Annotated in this window: 18 protein-coding genes; 8 read left to right on the top strand and 10 right to left on the bottom strand. The window is 69.0% G+C overall.

Annotated features, from left to right (window positions below; translation table 11 throughout):
* The coding region (locus ACTHL9_RS01045) for a hypothetical protein (RefSeq protein ID WP_440516770.1) at window positions 1–378 on the top strand (378 nt) is incomplete at its 5' end.
* Window positions 379–398: 20 nt separating this feature from the next.
* Window positions 399–1202, top strand: coding sequence for a DNA-formamidopyrimidine glycosylase family protein (locus tag ACTHL9_RS01050; protein WP_440516771.1), 804 nt, complete (start codon window positions 399–401; stop codon window positions 1200–1202).
* Window positions 1203–1206: 4 nt separating this feature from the next.
* Here ACTHL9_RS01050 and ACTHL9_RS01055 read toward each other — a convergent pair whose 3' ends face one another.
* From ACTHL9_RS01055 to ACTHL9_RS01065, 3 genes are all read right to left on the bottom strand, one after another.
* Window positions 1207–1929 (bottom strand): SRPBCC domain-containing protein, encoded by a 723-nt coding sequence (locus ACTHL9_RS01055; RefSeq protein WP_440516772.1) that lies wholly within the window; start codon window positions 1927–1929, stop codon window positions 1207–1209.
* A complete protein-coding gene (locus ACTHL9_RS01060) occupies window positions 1926–2537 on the bottom strand; it encodes an ArsR/SmtB family transcription factor (RefSeq protein WP_440516773.1) in 612 nt (203 codons plus the stop codon). Before ACTHL9_RS01060 ends, ACTHL9_RS01055 begins: the two co-directional genes overlap by 4 nt.
* Before the next feature lie 107 nt (window positions 2538–2644).
* Complete coding sequence (locus ACTHL9_RS01065; RefSeq protein ID WP_440516774.1) at window positions 2645–2944, bottom strand: SHOCT domain-containing protein; 300 nt, start codon at window positions 2942–2944, stop codon at window positions 2645–2647.
* 153 nt (window positions 2945–3097) lie between these two features.
* Here ACTHL9_RS01065 and ACTHL9_RS01070 point away from each other — a divergent pair, with 153 nt between their 5' ends.
* On the top strand, window positions 3098–3778 hold the full coding sequence (locus ACTHL9_RS01070) for a response regulator (RefSeq protein WP_440516787.1): 681 nt from the start codon (window positions 3098–3100) through the stop codon (window positions 3776–3778).
* 30 nt (window positions 3779–3808) lie between these two features.
* On the opposite strand, the gene ACTHL9_RS01075 is transcribed toward ACTHL9_RS01070, so the two are convergent.
* From ACTHL9_RS01075 to ppc, 4 genes are all read right to left on the bottom strand, one after another.
* Window positions 3809–4231 carry an Hsp20/alpha crystallin family protein gene (locus ACTHL9_RS01075; RefSeq protein WP_440516775.1) on the bottom strand — a complete coding sequence of 141 codons (423 nt, stop codon included), beginning with the start codon at window positions 4229–4231 and terminating at the stop codon, window positions 3809–3811.
* Between the two features lie 82 nt (window positions 4232–4313).
* Window positions 4314–5072 carry an ABC transporter permease gene (locus ACTHL9_RS01080; RefSeq protein ID WP_440516776.1) on the bottom strand — a complete coding sequence of 253 codons (759 nt, stop codon included), beginning with the start codon at window positions 5070–5072 and terminating at the stop codon, window positions 4314–4316.
* Window positions 5065–5835 (bottom strand): ABC transporter ATP-binding protein, encoded by a 771-nt coding sequence (locus ACTHL9_RS01085; RefSeq protein WP_440516777.1) that lies wholly within the window; start codon window positions 5833–5835, stop codon window positions 5065–5067. The genes ACTHL9_RS01080 and ACTHL9_RS01085 overlap by 8 nt, the downstream gene beginning before the upstream one ends.
* 48 nt (window positions 5836–5883) lie before the next feature.
* Window positions 5884–8715, bottom strand: a complete 2832-nt coding sequence (gene ppc, locus ACTHL9_RS01090) for a phosphoenolpyruvate carboxylase (protein ID WP_440516778.1) — start codon at window positions 8713–8715, stop codon at window positions 5884–5886.
* 139 nt (window positions 8716–8854) lie between these two features.
* Between ppc and ACTHL9_RS01095 the strand changes: the two genes are divergently transcribed.
* The 3 genes from ACTHL9_RS01095 to ACTHL9_RS01105 all read left to right on the top strand — a co-directional run bounded on the left by ACTHL9_RS01095 (window position 8855) and on the right by ACTHL9_RS01105 (window position 11118).
* Window positions 8855–9793, top strand: a complete 939-nt coding sequence (locus ACTHL9_RS01095; protein ID WP_440516779.1) for a pseudouridine synthase — start codon at window positions 8855–8857, stop codon at window positions 9791–9793.
* A 10-nt stretch (window positions 9794–9803) separates the two neighbouring features.
* Entirely contained in the window at window positions 9804–10529 is a 726-nt protein-coding gene (locus ACTHL9_RS01100) for an SDR family oxidoreductase (protein WP_440516780.1), read from the top strand.
* An 82-nt stretch (window positions 10530–10611) separates the two neighbouring features.
* Window positions 10612–11118, top strand: coding sequence for an O-acetyl-ADP-ribose deacetylase (locus tag ACTHL9_RS01105; protein ID WP_440516781.1), 507 nt, complete (start codon window positions 10612–10614; stop codon window positions 11116–11118).
* 17 nt (window positions 11119–11135) lie between these two features.
* Here ACTHL9_RS01105 and ACTHL9_RS01110 read toward each other — a convergent pair whose 3' ends face one another.
* A complete protein-coding gene (locus ACTHL9_RS01110) occupies window positions 11136–11444 on the bottom strand; it encodes a hypothetical protein (RefSeq protein ID WP_440516782.1) in 309 nt (102 codons plus the stop codon).
* A gap of 34 nt (window positions 11445–11478) precedes the next feature.
* Here ACTHL9_RS01110 and ACTHL9_RS01115 point away from each other — a divergent pair, with 34 nt between their 5' ends.
* Window positions 11479–12141 carry a LysE family translocator gene (locus ACTHL9_RS01115; protein ID WP_440516783.1) on the top strand — a complete coding sequence of 221 codons (663 nt, stop codon included), beginning with the start codon at window positions 11479–11481 and terminating at the stop codon, window positions 12139–12141.
* A 48-nt stretch (window positions 12142–12189) separates the two neighbouring features.
* Entirely contained in the window at window positions 12190–13026 is an 837-nt protein-coding gene (locus ACTHL9_RS01120) for a DUF1684 domain-containing protein (protein WP_440516784.1), read from the top strand.
* A gap of 116 nt (window positions 13027–13142) precedes the next feature.
* Here ACTHL9_RS01120 and ACTHL9_RS01125 read toward each other — a convergent pair whose 3' ends face one another.
* Both ACTHL9_RS01125 and ACTHL9_RS01130 read right to left on the bottom strand, forming a co-directional pair.
* The gene (locus ACTHL9_RS01125; RefSeq protein ID WP_440516785.1) at window positions 13143–14324 is read right to left on the bottom strand and encodes an acyl-CoA dehydrogenase family protein; all 1182 of its coding nucleotides are present in this window, start codon (window positions 14322–14324) and stop codon (window positions 13143–13145) included.
* Window positions 14321–15118 carry an SDR family NAD(P)-dependent oxidoreductase gene (locus ACTHL9_RS01130; RefSeq protein WP_440516786.1) on the bottom strand — a complete coding sequence of 266 codons (798 nt, stop codon included), beginning with the start codon at window positions 15116–15118 and terminating at the stop codon, window positions 14321–14323. The genes ACTHL9_RS01125 and ACTHL9_RS01130 overlap by 4 nt, the downstream gene beginning before the upstream one ends.
* Window positions 15119–15306: the final 188 nt, after the last annotated feature.

Below are 15306 nucleotides of genomic sequence, written 5' to 3' on the forward strand. Positions count from 1 at the left end.
CGCCCCCGCCGAAGCCTCGCCCTCGCCGCAACCGATCCCGCCAACCCCTACGGCGCGGCCCTCGCGTGGCCGGAGATCGCGGACGCCGCCACGGGTCACCGCCCCGGGCGGAAGGCCGGCGCGCTCGTGGTGATGGTCGACGGCGGCCTGGCCCTCTACGTGGAGCGCGGCGGCAAGACGCTGCTCGCCTTCACGGACCTCCCCGAGGTGCTCAGTCCCGCGGCCGAGGCGCTCGTCGGAGTGGTCCGGTCAGGCGCCGTAGACAAGCTCGTCATGGAGAAGGTCAATGGACGGGACCTGCTCGATACGCCCCTCGCCCACGCCCTCACCTCCGCGGGCGCCTACTCGACGCCGCGAGGGGTCCGGATCCGTGGCTGATCGAACTCGCGGGCGGCGCGATGCCTGAGGGCGACAACGTCTGGCAGGCGGCCACGCGCATGCATGCTGCCCTCGCGCGAAAGCGCCTCACCCAGTCGGACTTCCGCGTCCCCGCGTTCGCGACCCTCGACCTCTCCGGCTGGACCGTTCTCGAAGTCATCTCGCGGGGAAAGCACCTGCTGCACCGGGTGGCCTCCCCCGACAGCGCAGCACCGCTCAGCATCCACTCGCACCTCAAGATGGAGGGCAGCTGGCAGGTCTACGGTCCCGGCGAGCGATGGCGGAAACCCGCGCACACCGCGCGCGCCGTCCTCAGGGCCGAGGACGGGATCAGCGCCGTTGGATTCTCCCTCGGCGTGCTCGAGGTGATCCCGACCGCGGAGGAGGACACCGTCGTCGGCCATCTCGGGCCCGACCTGCTCGGACCCGACTGGGACCCGGGCCAAGCGGAGGCGAACCTGCGAGCGCAACCGGATCGCGCCGTCGGCCTCGCGCTCCTGGACCAGCGCAACCTCGCCGGGATCGGGAACATCTACCGAAACGAGCTGTGCTTCCTCGCGCGGGTCCACCCTGCGGCGCCCGTGTCCGCGGTGCGCGATCTGCCCGCGCTCATCGCGACCGCCAAGCGGCTGCTCGAGGCGAACAAGGCCCGGTCGCGGAACACGACCGGCGGATTCGGGCCGCGGAACGACTCATGGGTGTACGGGCGGGCCGGGCGGCCCTGCCTGCGCTGCCACACGCGGATCGAGCACGGGACCCTCGGCGAGGATCTGCAGCGCGAGCGGGACATCTATTTCTGCCCGCGCTGCCAGCCCGTACCGTGACGCCTCAGGCGTAGACGTCCGCGAGCCACTCGGTCCATGCCGCCGTGCTCGCCTGGGCGCGTTCGGCCCGCTCCTCCGGTGTGGCGCCGTCGAGTGAGAAATCGTGGACGGTGAGGCCCACGCGGTCCCCGAACGCGTTGCGGCCGAACACCCGGATGAGCGCGCTGTCGGTGCGAAGGCCAAGGAAATTGTCGTTGCGGAAATCGACCGTGGTCTCCACGTGGTCGGGAGCCATGACGTTGAGCGTCGGGAGGGGAAGCTCGCGCTTCTCGCCCGCGATCGAGGCGTCGAGGCCGAGGTGCTTCACAAGTCGCTCGAAGGCGTCAGGCTCGGCAGCGGCGTCGGGGCCGCGGACCTCGCTGTAGGCAACGGCGCGGCCGTCGAAGTGTTCGAGGTACTGGCCGAGGGTGTGGAGGTAGAAGACGGTGTGCTTGGCGGCGCCGTCGTACTGCTGCTCCCAGTTGTCCGTCATCACTCCCGAGTGGACGTAGTGCAGGTACGTGCCGTCCGGGCCCGGAGTGAGGACGTGCTCCAGCTGGTTGTACCAGCCGTCCGGCCCCTCCATGCGGGACACGAGGTGCTTGGGGTAGTCGTCCACGGTCCGGACGGCCGGCCACTGCTCGGTGGGGAACATCCAGGCGGACGTGTCCTCGGTGACGGCCTTCCAGATCTGCTCGGGCGTTGCCTTGATGAGGACGTCCTGGACAATCTCGAATTCATGGCTCATGGCTGAATCTCCTCGCGGGGTTCCTGATCGGACTTGAGACTGGGGTGGAGCGCCACGACGATCCGGTGTCGGCGACCGCCGGGCGCGTTGGGTTCGTGGTACTTCGCAGCGAGGCGGGCCATCTCGCGACCCAGCTCCTCGACGAAGGCGGCACGGGATGACGCGGAGGCGAAGACGATCTCCCCGTCGACCGCGAAGGTGGCCAGCTGTTGCTTCGCCGCGGTCGCGCCGCTGATCAGACGCCCGACCTCGTGGACCATCCGGGCGGCAAGAGCCAACATCCAGTACGCGCTGAAACGGTCGCGGAGGCGGACGGGGTCCGGTTCCACCGCTGCGAGCGCGGCCGGCGAGATGACGTAGGCCGCCGCCGTCGCCTGGAGCACCCGTTCCATGACGTTGCCCTTGCGCCGCTCCTCGACAAGCTGCACGAGGCCGTGCTCCTCGAGGGCTCGCAGATGGTAATTCACCTTCTGGCGCGGAAGGCCGACCTTCGCGGCCAGGCCTGCCGCCGAGGACGGTTCTGCGAGCTCGCGCAGGAGCGTGGCCCGAAGCGGGTCCAAGCTCACGGCGGCTGCAGCCGGATTCTCGATGACGATGACGTCTTGCATGTCTCCAGTGTGGCCACCGACAAATCTTTTTGTCAAGGACAGATTCGAGTTCGGTTCCCGACTGGTTGGGAACCGACAAGCGGACAGGAGCGCCAGGGGTAGGCCGGCTACTGCTCCTCGATGGCCCGCCTCAGCTCCCGGTACTGCTCAGGAGTGATCTCGCCCCGAGCCAGGCGCTCGTCCAGGATGTCCCGGGCCCGGTTCTGAGCCGAGGGCGGCGTGTCGAGGGGCACCCCCGGCGGATGCCCGGGCATCGGCGGGACTGTGGGAGGGGGCATCCGCCGGTCCCAGTGCTGAGCCGGCCCGGTGAAGAGCCGCACCGCAATGAGCACGAGCAGCGCAATCACGATCACCAGCAGGATGATGAGCCAGATTCCACCCAAGCCCATGCCGCCCGAGTAGATCATCGTCAGACCTCCGTCCCATGGGCGGCCGCGAAGATGCAGCCGCCTGACCACAGAGTACGACCCAAAGTCCCTATTGAGTCTTGGGAGAGCTGGGAAAGAATGGAGCAGCTGAAGGAGTTGGCGACGGCACAGAAGAATGTCGAGGGACTCGTCATGCCCATTGAAGAGAATCAGGACGGAAGACTCAGGGTTTTCATCCTGGACGACCACGAGCTCGTCCGCCGTGGCCTGCAAGAGCTGCTCGAGGACGAGGGCTTCGAGGTCATCGGAACGTCGGGCAGCGCCGCCGAGGCCGCGCGCCGGATCCCCGCCCTCCGGCCGGACGTGTCAGTGCTGGACGTCCGGCTCCCCGACGGAACCGGGATCGAGGTATGCCGCGACGTGCACGCCGTGGACCCGTCGCTCGCCTGTGTGATGCTCACAAGCTACGACGACGACCAGTCCCTCCGCGGCGCCGTCCTCGCTGGGGCCAGCGGCTATGTGCTCAAGGAGATCCGCGGGACCGAACTTGTCACGGCGTTGCGAAGGGCAGCCCATGGCGAGTCGTTGTTCAACCCCGCCGTGAAGGCCAAGATCATCGCCGGGCTGGCTCCCGCCGAGCACGTCGACCCCCGACTTGAGCTCCTGAGCCCCCAGGAGCGCCGGGTCCTCGAGCTCATCGGCCAGGGCCTGACCAACCGCGAGATCGGCACTCACCTGTTCCTGGCCGAGAAGACGGTCAAGAACTACGTTTCGTCGCTGCTCGCGAAGCTCGGCTACGAACGGCGGACGCAGGCCGCCCTCTTCATCGCGAAGAACCGCGCACAGGACAGCGGGAGCCAAGTCCCTCAATAGACCCGGCTCCCGCTGTATGGACCAGAGCAGCTAGGTGCGCTTGACCTGGATCTTGGTCGAAATCTGCTGCGCCTTCTGCTCAGGGACGGGGACCCTGACCTCGAGGACGCCGTCGGTATAGGTCGCGCTCACGTCATCCGCTGTGGCGCCCTCGGGGAGCTTGACTGTGCGGGAGAACGACCCGTAGCGGAACTCGCTCCGGTACCCGTACTTCTCCTTGCGCTCCTGGTTCTCCTCGCGCCGCGCCTGGATGGTCAGCGCACCGTCGGCGACGCTCACGTCGACGTCGGTCTCAGGATCAACCCCGGGGAGCTCGGCGCGGACAACGAGGTCGTTGCCGTCCATGTGCTCCTCGACCTTGATCCCTGCCGTCCCTCCCTCACCCTCGAAGAGCCGCTCGAACAGATCGAACGGGCCCTTGCGCGGGTCGAACCACCTAGTCAGATCTGACATCGTGCCTCCCTCTCCTGACGCACTTCAACGTCCAGCATCCTTCAGCAAGAGGGCACCGCCCCTTGCCACTTCCAGTCTGGAACTAGGTGGCCTCCCACCGGAACCACCTGATGCCCAGGACGGCGAAGACTGCCGCGTATCCGAAGCACGCGATCAGCTGCCAGGTGTTCTGCACGGACCAGGCAGCGGTGTTGGCCGCCGCGGAGAAGAGGTCCATGAGCGCGCCCACCGGGGTCCATTCGGAGAAGGTCTGGAAGTCGCTGCCGAGGATCCCGGTGGTGCCGAGGATTCCGGTGAGGAACAGGGCGATGTAGAGGAGCCGGGCCACGGCGTTGATCGTCCCGAGCGATTTCAAGAGCCCTACGAGGGTCTGCCCCATCGCGAGGAATTCCGCGGCGCCGAGGAGCGAGATCGCCAAGATGAGCACGTATTCGCCAACGGTGAAGGTCACCCCATGCAGCACGCTCCCGACGATCATGACGACGACGGCCATCACCAGATCCGCCGCGAACTGGACGGAGAGCCGGCTCGCCATGATGGCCCACGAGGGCGCGGGGGTGACGCGCAGCCGCTGGAAGACGCCGGCTTCACGGTCCCGCGCCACCGAGGTCGGGTAGCCAATGACCCCCGAGGACACGAGCCCATACGTGAGCGCCATGCCGATGAGGAACCCGGGATTCCCGAAGCGCCCGCGATTCGTGATGAACAGGATCACGATCGGCACGAGGAAGTTCAGGATCACCACTTGGCGGCTTCGCATGAGGACCGTCGCGTCCGCTGTCAGGAGGGCGCGGAGGGCGGAGGAGTACGACGGCGCACGGGCCTTGAGTGCCTCAGTCACGGACGGTCCTTCCGGTGAGTCCGATGAAGACGTCTTCGAGGGTCACGTCGCCGCGGGCGACGGCGACCACGCGCGGGTCGGACCGATGCTCGTCCACGAGTTCCCTGGGCGACCCCAGCGCGAGGAGCCTCCCGTGGTCCATGATGGCCACGCGGTCGCAGACGGCCTGCGCCTCCTCCATGGAATGAGTCGTCAGCAGGACGCTGCCGCCCGCGCCGCGCGAATCCTCGATCCGGTCCCACAGCTGCCGGCGGGACTGCGGGTCGAGACCCGTGGTCGGCTCGTCCAGCAGGAGGATCCGGGCGTCGTGGAGCGTGGCGACCATGAGCGAGAAGCGCTGCTGCTGCCCTCCGGAGAGCTTCCGGAACGGCTTGGCCGCCTCCTGCCCGAGGCCCGCGGCCTGGAGCCGGTCCAGGATCTGGCGACGGGTGAGCTTGACGGCATAGAGGCCGGCGTAGAGGCGGGTGATCTGCTCGATCGTGAGCTCGGGCTGGAAGCTCGAGGCCTGGAGCTGCACGCCGAGCATCGCCTTGATCGACAGCGGAGCGTGCGCGGCGTCGATGCCCTCGACCATCACACTGCCCGCATCGGCCCGCCGGAGACCCTCGATCACGTTGAGCGTCGACGTTTTGCCCGCGCCGTTAGGCCCGAGGAGCCCGAAGATCTCCCCGCGGAGCACGGTGAAGCTCAGCCCATCCACGGCCCTCTGAGAGCCATAGCGGACCACGAGATCGTGGACCTCGAGGATCGCGTCCCCTGTCATGGCCCAGATGGTAGGCACGTTGCCTGAGCAAACGATGTGAAGCCGGCGCTACCCCGTGTTGCGGAGGCCGGCCGCGACGCCGTTGATCGTGATGAGCAGCGCACGTTGGAGCCGCTCGTCGATCTCCTGGCCCGAAACGCCGGAGTCGGCCTGCTCGCGGATGCGCCGCAGGAGCTCGACTTGGAGGTAGCTGATCGGGTCGAGGTACTGGTCGCGGATCTCCAGGGTGCGCTTGAGGGTCGGCGCGGCCTCGAGGAGATCCCGCTCCCCCGTCAGCCGCTCCACCTCGACCACCGTGAGCTCGTACTCGGCGCGGATGTCCTCGAAGATGCGGTGCAGCTCGCGCGGCACGAGCGAGGAGACGTAGTGCGAGGCGATCTCGAGGTCGGTCTTCGCGAGCGTCATCTCCACGTTGGAGATGACCGACTGGAAGAACGGCCAGCGTTCCATGATCTCGCGGAGCTCGGCGTCCTTCCCGGCCTCGCGCGCTGCACGGAGGCCCGAGCCGACGCCGAACCAGCCGGGGATGATCTGGCGCGACTGCGTCCAGCCGAACACCCACGGAATGGCCCGGAGGCCCTCGAGCCCGGCACCGGAGTCCGGCCGCTTCGAGGGCCGGGAGCCGATGTTGAGCTGCCCGAGCTGCTCAACCGGCGTCGAGGAGACGAAGTACGCGGGAAGGTCGGGGTCGTCGATGAGCTTCCGATACCTCGCGAAGGCGGCGTCGGAGATGAGGTCCATCAGATCGGCGTAGCGCTCGCGCTCGTCGACGGTGGTGCGCGGGGCGCGGTGAAGGGCGGAAGCGCGCATGACGGCGGCAAGCGACAGCTCGAGGTTCTCCCGCGCGAGCTCGGGCAGCGAGTACTTGTCGCTGATCACCTCGCCCTGCTCGGTGAACTTGATCTCGCCCTCGAGGACACCGTTCGGCTGGGCCATGATCGCGTCGTAGGTGGGGCCGCCGCCGCGGCCCACTGAGCCGCCTCGCCCGTGGAACAACCGCAGCCGCACGCCATGACGCGCTGCGACATCGCGCAGCTTGCGCTGGGTCTTGTGGATCTCCCACTGACTGGTGAGCACGCCAGATTCCTTGTTGGAGTCCGAGTACCCGAGCATGACCTCCTGCACGTCGCCCCGCAGCCGCACGATCTCGCGATAGGCCGGCTCGGAGAGCAGCTGGTCGATGATCTCGGCCGAGGCCCGCAGCTCCTCCACCGTCTCGAGCAGCGGTGCGAAGCCGATGTGCGCGTACGGCGCATCCCCGTACAGTCGCACGAGACCGGCCTCGCGGGCGAGGAGCGCGGGAGCCAGGACGTCGTCGGCGCCGCGGGTCATGGACACGATGTACGTCTCGATGACGTCCGGCCCGTACACGCGCCGGGCCTGGCGGATCACGCGCATCGTCTCGTACACGCGGGCCGCGTGGCCCGGCAGCTCGACCGGGTGCCCGGACAGGGGGCGGCGGCTTCCGAGCTCGAGCGCGAGGACGCGCCGACGCTCGGCCCGAGGGAGCTCAAGATACGGGCGGGACAGCTCGCCGAGCGGATCGAGGAGGAGGCCCACGGCCTCGTGATGGTAGTCGGCGTGCTCGCGGATGTCGACCGTCGCAAGGTGGAGCCCGAACGAGGCGACGACCCTGCGCACGGTGGCCAGGACGCCGTCGGCCGCCAGCTCTGCCGCGTGAAGGCGGAGGGAACGGTCGAGCACGGCGAGGTCCTCGGCGAACTGGCTCGTCGCGGCGTAGTCGCGGCCCGGCTCGTGCGCGGTCCCGGCGGCAACGCGGCGGCCCGTGTTGAGGAGCTTCGCCTTGATGCACGTGAGCTTGAGCCGGTACGGCTCCTGCGCGTTGAGCTCGAGGACTCGCTTGTCGAGGCCGGGAAGCTTCGCGAGGTCCGCGTCGATCGACTCGAGCAGCTCGGGCTCGGCGCCGGCGAGCGCGGTCGAGTTCGAGAGGAAGCTGATCAGCTCGTCCACAAGCTGCACAGCGATCCGCACGGCCTGCTGGTTCTGGAGCGCGAGGATCTCGCGGGTGACATCGGGGGTCACGTTGGGGTTGCCGTCCCGGTCGCCGCCGATCCACGAGCCGAACCGCAGCGGGGACGCCGTCGCGGGAAGCGCGACGCCGTGCTCGGCGAGCCGGCCCGAGAGCTCGTCGAGCACCTCGGGGAGCGGTCCCGTCAGGATCTGCCCGAGGTAGTAGACGGCGTTGCGGGCCTCGTCCACGGGCGTGGGCCGCACCTGGCGCAGCTCGTCGGTCTGCCACATCTGGTCGATGATCTCGGCCAGGTGGCGGTCCTGCCGGTGACGCAGTCCCGTGCCCTCGGCCGAAGGCACGGACAGGATCCTGGACACGGCGCGCAGCTTGTCCAGCACCGAGCGCCGCGACGCTTCCGTGGGGTGCGCGGTGAACACCGGACGCACATCGAGCGATTCCACGACTTCTTGGAGCACCTCGGGCCCGGCCTGCTCGGCGATGTCCCTCACCGCGGTGGCAAGCCAGCCGTCGTCCTCCCGACGCTCGCCGAGCTCACGCACCCGGTGCAGCTGCTCGGCCGCATTCGACAGGTGGAAGTAGAACGCGAAGGCGCGCACCAACTCAGTCGCCTCGTCCAGCGGCAGGGAGGCGAGGAGCTCGCGGACCTGGGCTGCGACGTCGGCCGCGTTCCACGGCCCCAGCGCGCCCGCGCCTCCGCGCGCGGCTTCCTTGGACTCCTTCGTGAGGAGCCGCACCTCTTCGACGAGCCGCAGGAGCTCCGGCCCGTGCTGCCGGACGAGGGACTCGCCGAGGAGGGTCGAGACGCGGCGGACGTCGGCACGCAGCTCGGCCGCGGGGCCGGGCCCGGAGGTCACATCTGCGTGGTCAACCGAGGAGAACGGGGGCATGCGGGCACTCCACAGGGGATCGGGGCTCGTACGCGACGCCGGATACTGTGAGCCTGGGGTTTACTCAGCGCCTGAGGATACCCCAGCGTTCTGCCCGGGCGCTCGGAGCGTCCGCATGCTGGCCGGTATCCTTGAAGCCGTGAAATCCCCCCTCCCCGTGCGCGACGGCGTCAACGCCACACGCCTGCGCCTCCCCGCCGAGGGGCCGTGGGAGACCGCGCTCGACTACATGCTGCACCGCTGGGGCCATGTGGACCCCGAGGGGATCCTCAGGAGGTTCGACGACGGCGAGATCGTCGCCGCCGACGGCTCGCCCCTGCATCGACGCACCCCGCTGGATGAGCACACCTTCATCTGGTACTACCGGACGCTCCCGACGGAGGCGCGGCTTCCCGTCGAGCTCAGCGTGCTCCACCGCGACGACCATCTCATCGTCGTGGACAAGCCGCATTTCCTCCCAACGAAGCCCGGCGGCACCTACATCCAGGAGTCGGCGCTCGTGCGGCTCCGCAACGAACTCGAGCTCCCGGACCTCGTGCCGATTCACCGCCTCGACCGGATGACAGCCGGCGTCCTGCTCTTCGCCGCGAACCCCGAGACGCGCGGGAGGTACCAAGTGCTCTTCGAGCGGCGGCAGGTGCAGAAGGAGTACGAATGTGTGTCGCTGCTTCCTTCGGAGGCCGCGGACGACGGCGGGCAGCTGCTGGAGCGGTTCGCCTCGCCCGTCGTCGTGCGCAATCGGATGGTGAAGTCGCGCGACTACCTGCTCGCGGGCGTCGTGGAGGGCGAGCCGAATGCGGAGACCCGGGTGAGCCTCGCCCAAGGCGCGGCCGATCGCGCGCTGTTCCGGCTCGAACCCCACACGGGCAAGACCCACCAGCTCCGCGTGCACATGGCCGGCCTGGGGCTCGGGATCATGCACGATCCCTTCTACCCCGTCCTCCTCGACAAGGCGCCGGACGACTACGCAAAGCCCCTCCAGCTCCTCGCCCGCGCGATCCGCTTCCGCGACCCCTTCACCGGCCGCGAGACCGAGTTCCGCAGCCGGCTCGAGTTGAAGGAAGCGCCGGCGGTCTAGGGTGGCGTCCGTGGGAAATCAACGGATTCTGTGGGTCACGGGCGGCGGAAGCGGAATGGGACGGGCGGCGGCGCTTGCGGCTTCCCGCTCGGGATGGAAGGTCGCGGTCAGCGGGCGGCGAGCAGGGGCGGTGGCCGCGGCGGCCCGAGCCATCCGCGAGCAGGGCGGCGAGGCGCTCGAGGTTCCCGTGAACGTGCGGGACGCCGACGCGCTGCGGGAAGCCCACGATCGGATCGTTGACGAATGGGGCCCCGTCACCGACGCGGTCATCGCTGCGGGACTGAACGCCCCGCGGCGGACCTGGGCCGACCAGTCCCTCGACGAGTTCGCGGCCATCATCGACACCAACCTCACGGCCGTGGCCCGGGTCATCGACCTGGTGCTCCCGGGGATGAGGTCGCTCGGGCGGGGTGGCCTTGTGGTGGTCTCCTCGTACTCCGCGTGGCGCTTCACCCCCGGCGCGGGCGCCGCCTATATGTCGGGCAAGGCCGCGCTCGGCATGCTGGTGGCGTCCCTCAACGACCAGGAGGGCATAAACGGGATCAAGGCATGCCACCTTTGTCCCGGCGATGTGGACACCGAGTTCCTGTCCCTGCGGCCGAATGTCCCTGGCGAGGAACAGCGCGCCACCATGCTGAGCGCCGAGGACGTGGCCCGGTCGGTCCAGTTCGTCCTGGACAGCCCGGCGCACGTCCGCATCGACGAGCTCGTCATCACGCCGATCGGGCAGCGGTGAACCGCTGGAGGCTTTCTACCCTTGTGCCCTCGTCCCATCAGAGGCCATTGGCGCAAATCCAGTTATGGGACAAACTGGTCGCATGAGGATCGACATTGTCACGGGTGACATCACCACCCGTCGAGTCGACGCGATGGTCAACGCCGCCAACAGTTCGCTCCTCGGGGGCGGCGGGGTCGACGGCGCCATCCATCGAGCCGCCGGCCCGGAGCTCCTTGCGGCGTGCCAGGCGCTGCGCGAGAAAGAGTACCGCGACGGGCTCCCCGTGGGGCACGCCGTGGCAACCCCAGCCTTCCGGCTCCCCGCCCGGTGGGTGATCCACACCGTGGGCCCCAACTGGCATGCCGGGCAGCGGGACCCGGGCCTCCTGCACTCCGCCTTCGAGGAGAGCCTCGCCCTCGCCGACAGCCTCGGCGCGACGTCCGTGGCCTTCCCTGCCATCTCCGCGGGCATCTACGGGTGGGATCCCCGCGTGGTCGCGCGCACCGCGGTGGACGCCGTGCGTGGCGCGGACACCGAAACCGTCGAGCTGGTTGAGTTTGTCCTCCGCACGCCGGACATGGCGGACGTCTTCGTGGCCGCTTCGTGACCGGTAGCTAGAGCCGCTCAGCCGACGGGCACCCACTTACCGCGCCGCTGGCGCAACAGCCTGAGGCGGCCTGTCCTCGCAACGTCCTCTACGGCGTCGTGCATCGCGAAGGCCGACTCGCGCGCGGCGGCGAGTTCGTCGTCGTCGTTCGCTGCCTCCACAAGGAAGCGCAGGGTGATCTCGGGGACGCCGCGCACCACGTTGAGCTGGGTCGCCTCGACCAGGTGCCGGGAGCCCAGAGCCTCGGCTGCGGCCTCCATCACGCGCTCGGGCGGGTTGCCTGGCCGGAGGCCTGTGATCTGCAGAACGGCGCGGTAGCTGGGCATGAAGGCCACTCTAGGCGCGACCTATCCTTGAGGGGTGACGCTCCAAGACTCCCTGCTCGGTTTTGCCGCGCTCGCGGCGCTCATCACGGTGATCCCCGGGACGGACACGGCCCTCGTGCTCCGCTACACCCTCAGCCAGGGCCGGCGGCACGCCTACATTGCCGCGCTGGGCATGATCTCCGGGGCGTTCGTGTGGGGCGCTGCCGCGGCGACCGGCGTCTCGGCGCTGCTGACCGTGTCCACGGTCGCCTACGACGTGCTCCGCTACGCCGGGGCCGCCTACATGGCGTGGCTCGGAGTGACCCTGTGGCGTGCGTCGTTTGTGAAGAACCGGGGCACAACGAACGACGGCGGCGAGGCACCTTTGGGACTCGCTCACCTCGCGTACGAGCCCCTCGGGCGAACCTGGGCCAAGGGCCTCGTCTCGAACCTGCTCAATCCCAAGTACGGGATGTTCTGCATCGCCGTCATCCCCCAGTTCCTCGTCCCGGGCGTCCCGCCCGTGTGGATGGGGCTCATGCTGACCGTGGTGAGCAACATCGAGGCGATCATCTGGTTCATCGCGATCGTCGCCGCGGCCCACTTCTTCCGCAAGTGGCTCGAGGGGCCGGCGTTCCGCAAGTGGATCGACCGTGTGACGGGGACCGTGCTCGGAGCCTTCGGCGTCGCGGCCGTGCTCGAGGCCGGCCGCGCCTGACCCGCGCAAAGCCTTGCCGGAATCCTTCGGCAGGGCCAAGGTGGGTGCATGACGGACACCACTGTGCAGAACGCCGGCACCGACGCCGAGCAGCTCGCCCGCTGGCAGCGCTTCCGCGAGAACCGCAACAAGGCGCTCGCCGAGGAGCATGGGTGGCTCACCCTGACCTCGCTCCAATGGCTCGACCCCGAGCCGTCCCCCGTCGAGTTCGTGCCGGGACTCTGGTCCACGTCCGAGTCCGTGGGGCTCGAAACGGCGGTGCTGACCGCCCGCGCCGACGAGGGCCTCGTGTTCGACGAGGAGGGCGACCCCGTCGACGGGACCTTCAGCGCCCACCTCGCCAACGAGGAATCCCTCGATTGGGTGCGGTACGGGACGATCCTTGTGGAACTGGTGATGCGAGGCGGCCGGTACGCCATCCGGACGCGCGACTCGCAATCGCCGACCCTCACCGAATTCCAGGGGGTGCCGGTTTACGACTTCGATCCCGAGTGGGTCATCGAGGCCGTGTGGGAGCCGTATTCCGCGCCGCGCGAGGTCCCCATCTCCACCGCGAACCCGCTCGTGGACGGCATCCATCTCTCCGCCGGCGAGGTCGTGTTCCACCGCAACGGCCACGAATACCGGCTCCAGGCCGAGCAGGGCCGGCTCGGTGACCTGACCATCACGTTCCACGACGAGACCAACGGCAAGACCACCGACGACTGGCGCAAAGTCACCACAGGCCGCCCTCGCCCGGACGGCACCGTGATCCTCGACTTCAACCGCGCGATCAACTATCCGAGTGCGTTCACGCCGTACGGCACGTGCCCTATGCCCGTCAGGGACAACTCCCTGGACCTCCCCGTCGAGGCCGGGGAGAAGATGCCGAACCCCGAACCCTAACCGTTTCGGGTACAGATAAGTCGCCTCTCCTTCACCACGGGTACGAGGCCAGGTGAGTAGCCGTACCCGAATTGGCTGAGGAGGGCAGTAGCCGTACCCGAAACGGAGATGGGGGGTTAGGTGAAGGCCGAGAGGCCCGTCGCGTCTCGACCCGCGATGAGGGTGTTGACCTCGAACGTCCCCTCATACGTGTAGACGGCCTCGGCGTCGGCGAAGATCTTGGCCATCCGATAGTCGGAGACGATCCCGTTCCCACCGAGGATCGCCCGGCCAAGGGCCACAGTCTCGCGCATCCGCGCCGTCGCCCAGGCCTTCGCGAGGGCAACGCGCGGCATCGTCGCCTCTTCTGTGTCCTGGAGCCGCGCGAGCTGGGCGAGCATGGCCATCGACGCCGTCGCGTTGCCCAGCATCTGCGTGAGCTGACCCTGCACGAGCTGGAACGAGGCGAGCGGCCTCCCGAACTGCTCCCGCCCGACGGCGTACTTCCGGGCGACGTCGAACGCCGCGAGCTGCTGCCCCACCGCCTGCCACGCCACGAGGAGGCGCGAGCTGAGCAGGAGGGTCCGCGCGTCGTCGAACGACGCGACGCCGGGGAAGCGATCAGCCTCGGTGACGCGAACGCCGTCGAACGCCAGGTCCGCATTCTGGACGGTCCGCAGCGCGATCTTGTGCTCGATCTTGCTCCGCGTGAGCCCCGGCGAGTCCCCAGCGACGATGAAGCAGCGGAGCTGACCGTCGTCCGGGCCGCCGGCAACGCGCGCCCACACGAGCAGGTGATCGGCGAAGGTGCCGTTGCCGATCCACCGCTTGACGCCGTCGAGCACCCAGTCCTGCCCCTCGCGGCGAGCGCGCAGCGAGAGGCCCCGGGCGACGTCGGACCCATGCTCCGGCTCCGTCAGCGCGAAGGCCCCCGTGGTGCGGAGGGCCATGGCATCGGCGAGGTACCGCTCGCGCTGCTCTGGGGTGCCGAAGGCCTGAAGCCCCTCGACGAACAGGTCGTGGTGGACCATGAAGAACGTGGCGATCGACGTGTCGGCGCGCGTGAGCTCGGCGATGACGAGGCCATGGAAGAGCCGCGAGTAGGCGGGCCGGTCGGGCTGAGCGCGGTGGGGCGTGGACAGGCCGAGCGAGCCGAGCTTGGGAAGTAGCTCGAACGGGAACTCCTCCCGGTCCCACCAGCCCTGCGCGTGCGGCGCGACCTCGGCGGCGAGGAAGTTGCGGAGCTCGGCGAGCTTCGCACGCTCGCGGCGGTCGAGGAGCGCTTGGACGTCGTAGTAGTCAGCGTCGGGGAGGGTCATCGCGGGGCCATCCTGATCGCTCCGTCGAGCCGGATCGTCTCACCGTTGAGCATGGCGTTGTCCACGATGTGGGCAACGAGGTTCGCGTACTCGGCCGGCCGCCCGAGCCGAGCCGGGTGCGGCACCTGCTTCCCGAGCGACTCCTGTGCCTCCTGCGAAAGACCCGCCATCATCGGAGTCTCGAAGATCCCGGGCGCAATGGTGACCACGCGGATGAGCGATCGTGCCAGTTCCCGGGCGAGGGGGAGGGTCATGGCATGCACTGCGCCTTTGGACGCGGAGTACGCCGGCTGGCCGATCTGGCCGTCGAACGCGGCAACCGACGCCGTGTTCACGATCACCCCCCGCTCCGGTCCGCCCAGCTCGGTGCTCACCGGATCGGTCTGCGCCATCGCCGCGGCCGCGAGGCGCACCACGTTGAACGTCCCGAACAGGTTCACGCGCACAACGCGTTCGAACTGCTCAAGCGGGAGCACGCCGTCGCGCCCGAGCACCTTGCCCGGCGTCGCGATGCCCGCGCAATTGACCACGACGCGCAGCGGCGGCAGCGAATGCTCGCTTCCCACGGCGCGGTCGACGGCGGCCGCCACCTGATCCTCGTCGGTCACGTCAGCGGCGGCGAACGCGGCGGGGGCGCCGTTCGCGGCGAGCTCCTCGGCGTACTCCGCGCCGTGGCTTCCCGGCAGGTCGACGATGACGACGGCGGCACCGCCCTCGTGCAGTCGTCGCACCGTCGCGGCGCCCAGACCGGAGGCCCCGCCCGTGACGAGCGCTGTCGCACCAGCGAGTTGCATGAGGCTCCTTCAGTTAATGGCGACTAACTGGGCTCATCCTAGCGGGAAGGGGTGACGGGCGTCACGCAGGCGCTTCGGTTTTGCTTTGCGCCGTCACCTTTTCACGGTCCCCACCCACCAAAACTGTAGGCGCAAGCGGGGCGCGACGGCCGAAGTTTTCGGCGAAGACCTACGTTTGCGCCCAGATC

The organism is Sinomonas sp. (assembly GCF_051955515.1).
GTDB lineage: Bacteria > Actinomycetota > Actinomycetes > Actinomycetales > Micrococcaceae > Sinomonas.

What these genes read in the sequence shown, in the direction of transcription:
- ACTHL9_RS01050 (WP_440516771.1), top strand. Translation starts at nt 399, where the DNA reads ATGCCTGAGGGCGACAACGTCTGGCAGGCGGCCACGCGCATGCATGCT.
- ACTHL9_RS01055 (WP_440516772.1), bottom strand. Translation starts at nt 1,929, where the DNA reads ATGAGCCATGAATTCGAGATTGTCCAGGACGTCCTCATCAAGGCAACG.
- ACTHL9_RS01060 (WP_440516773.1), bottom strand. Translation starts at nt 2,537, where the DNA reads ATGCAAGACGTCATCGTCATCGAGAATCCGGCTGCAGCCGCCGTGAGC.
- ACTHL9_RS01065 (WP_440516774.1), bottom strand. Translation starts at nt 2,944, where the DNA reads ATGATCTACTCGGGCGGCATGGGCTTGGGTGGAATCTGGCTCATCATC.
- ACTHL9_RS01070 (WP_440516787.1), top strand. Translation starts at nt 3,098, where the DNA reads ATGCCCATTGAAGAGAATCAGGACGGAAGACTCAGGGTTTTCATCCTG.
- ACTHL9_RS01075 (WP_440516775.1), bottom strand. Translation starts at nt 4,231, where the DNA reads ATGTCAGATCTGACTAGGTGGTTCGACCCGCGCAAGGGCCCGTTCGAT.
- ACTHL9_RS01085 (WP_440516777.1), bottom strand. Translation starts at nt 5,835, where the DNA reads ATGACAGGGGACGCGATCCTCGAGGTCCACGATCTCGTGGTCCGCTAT.
- ppc (WP_440516778.1), bottom strand. Translation starts at nt 8,715, where the DNA reads ATGCCCCCGTTCTCCTCGGTTGACCACGCAGATGTGACCTCCGGGCCC.
- ACTHL9_RS01105 (WP_440516781.1), top strand. Translation starts at nt 10,612, where the DNA reads ATGAGGATCGACATTGTCACGGGTGACATCACCACCCGTCGAGTCGAC.
- ACTHL9_RS01110 (WP_440516782.1), bottom strand. Translation starts at nt 11,444, where the DNA reads ATGCCCAGCTACCGCGCCGTTCTGCAGATCACAGGCCTCCGGCCAGGC.
- ACTHL9_RS01120 (WP_440516784.1), top strand. Translation starts at nt 12,190, where the DNA reads ATGACGGACACCACTGTGCAGAACGCCGGCACCGACGCCGAGCAGCTC.
- ACTHL9_RS01125 (WP_440516785.1), bottom strand. Translation starts at nt 14,324, where the DNA reads ATGACCCTCCCCGACGCTGACTACTACGACGTCCAAGCGCTCCTCGAC.
- ACTHL9_RS01130 (WP_440516786.1), bottom strand. Translation starts at nt 15,118, where the DNA reads ATGCAACTCGCTGGTGCGACAGCGCTCGTCACGGGCGGGGCCTCCGGT.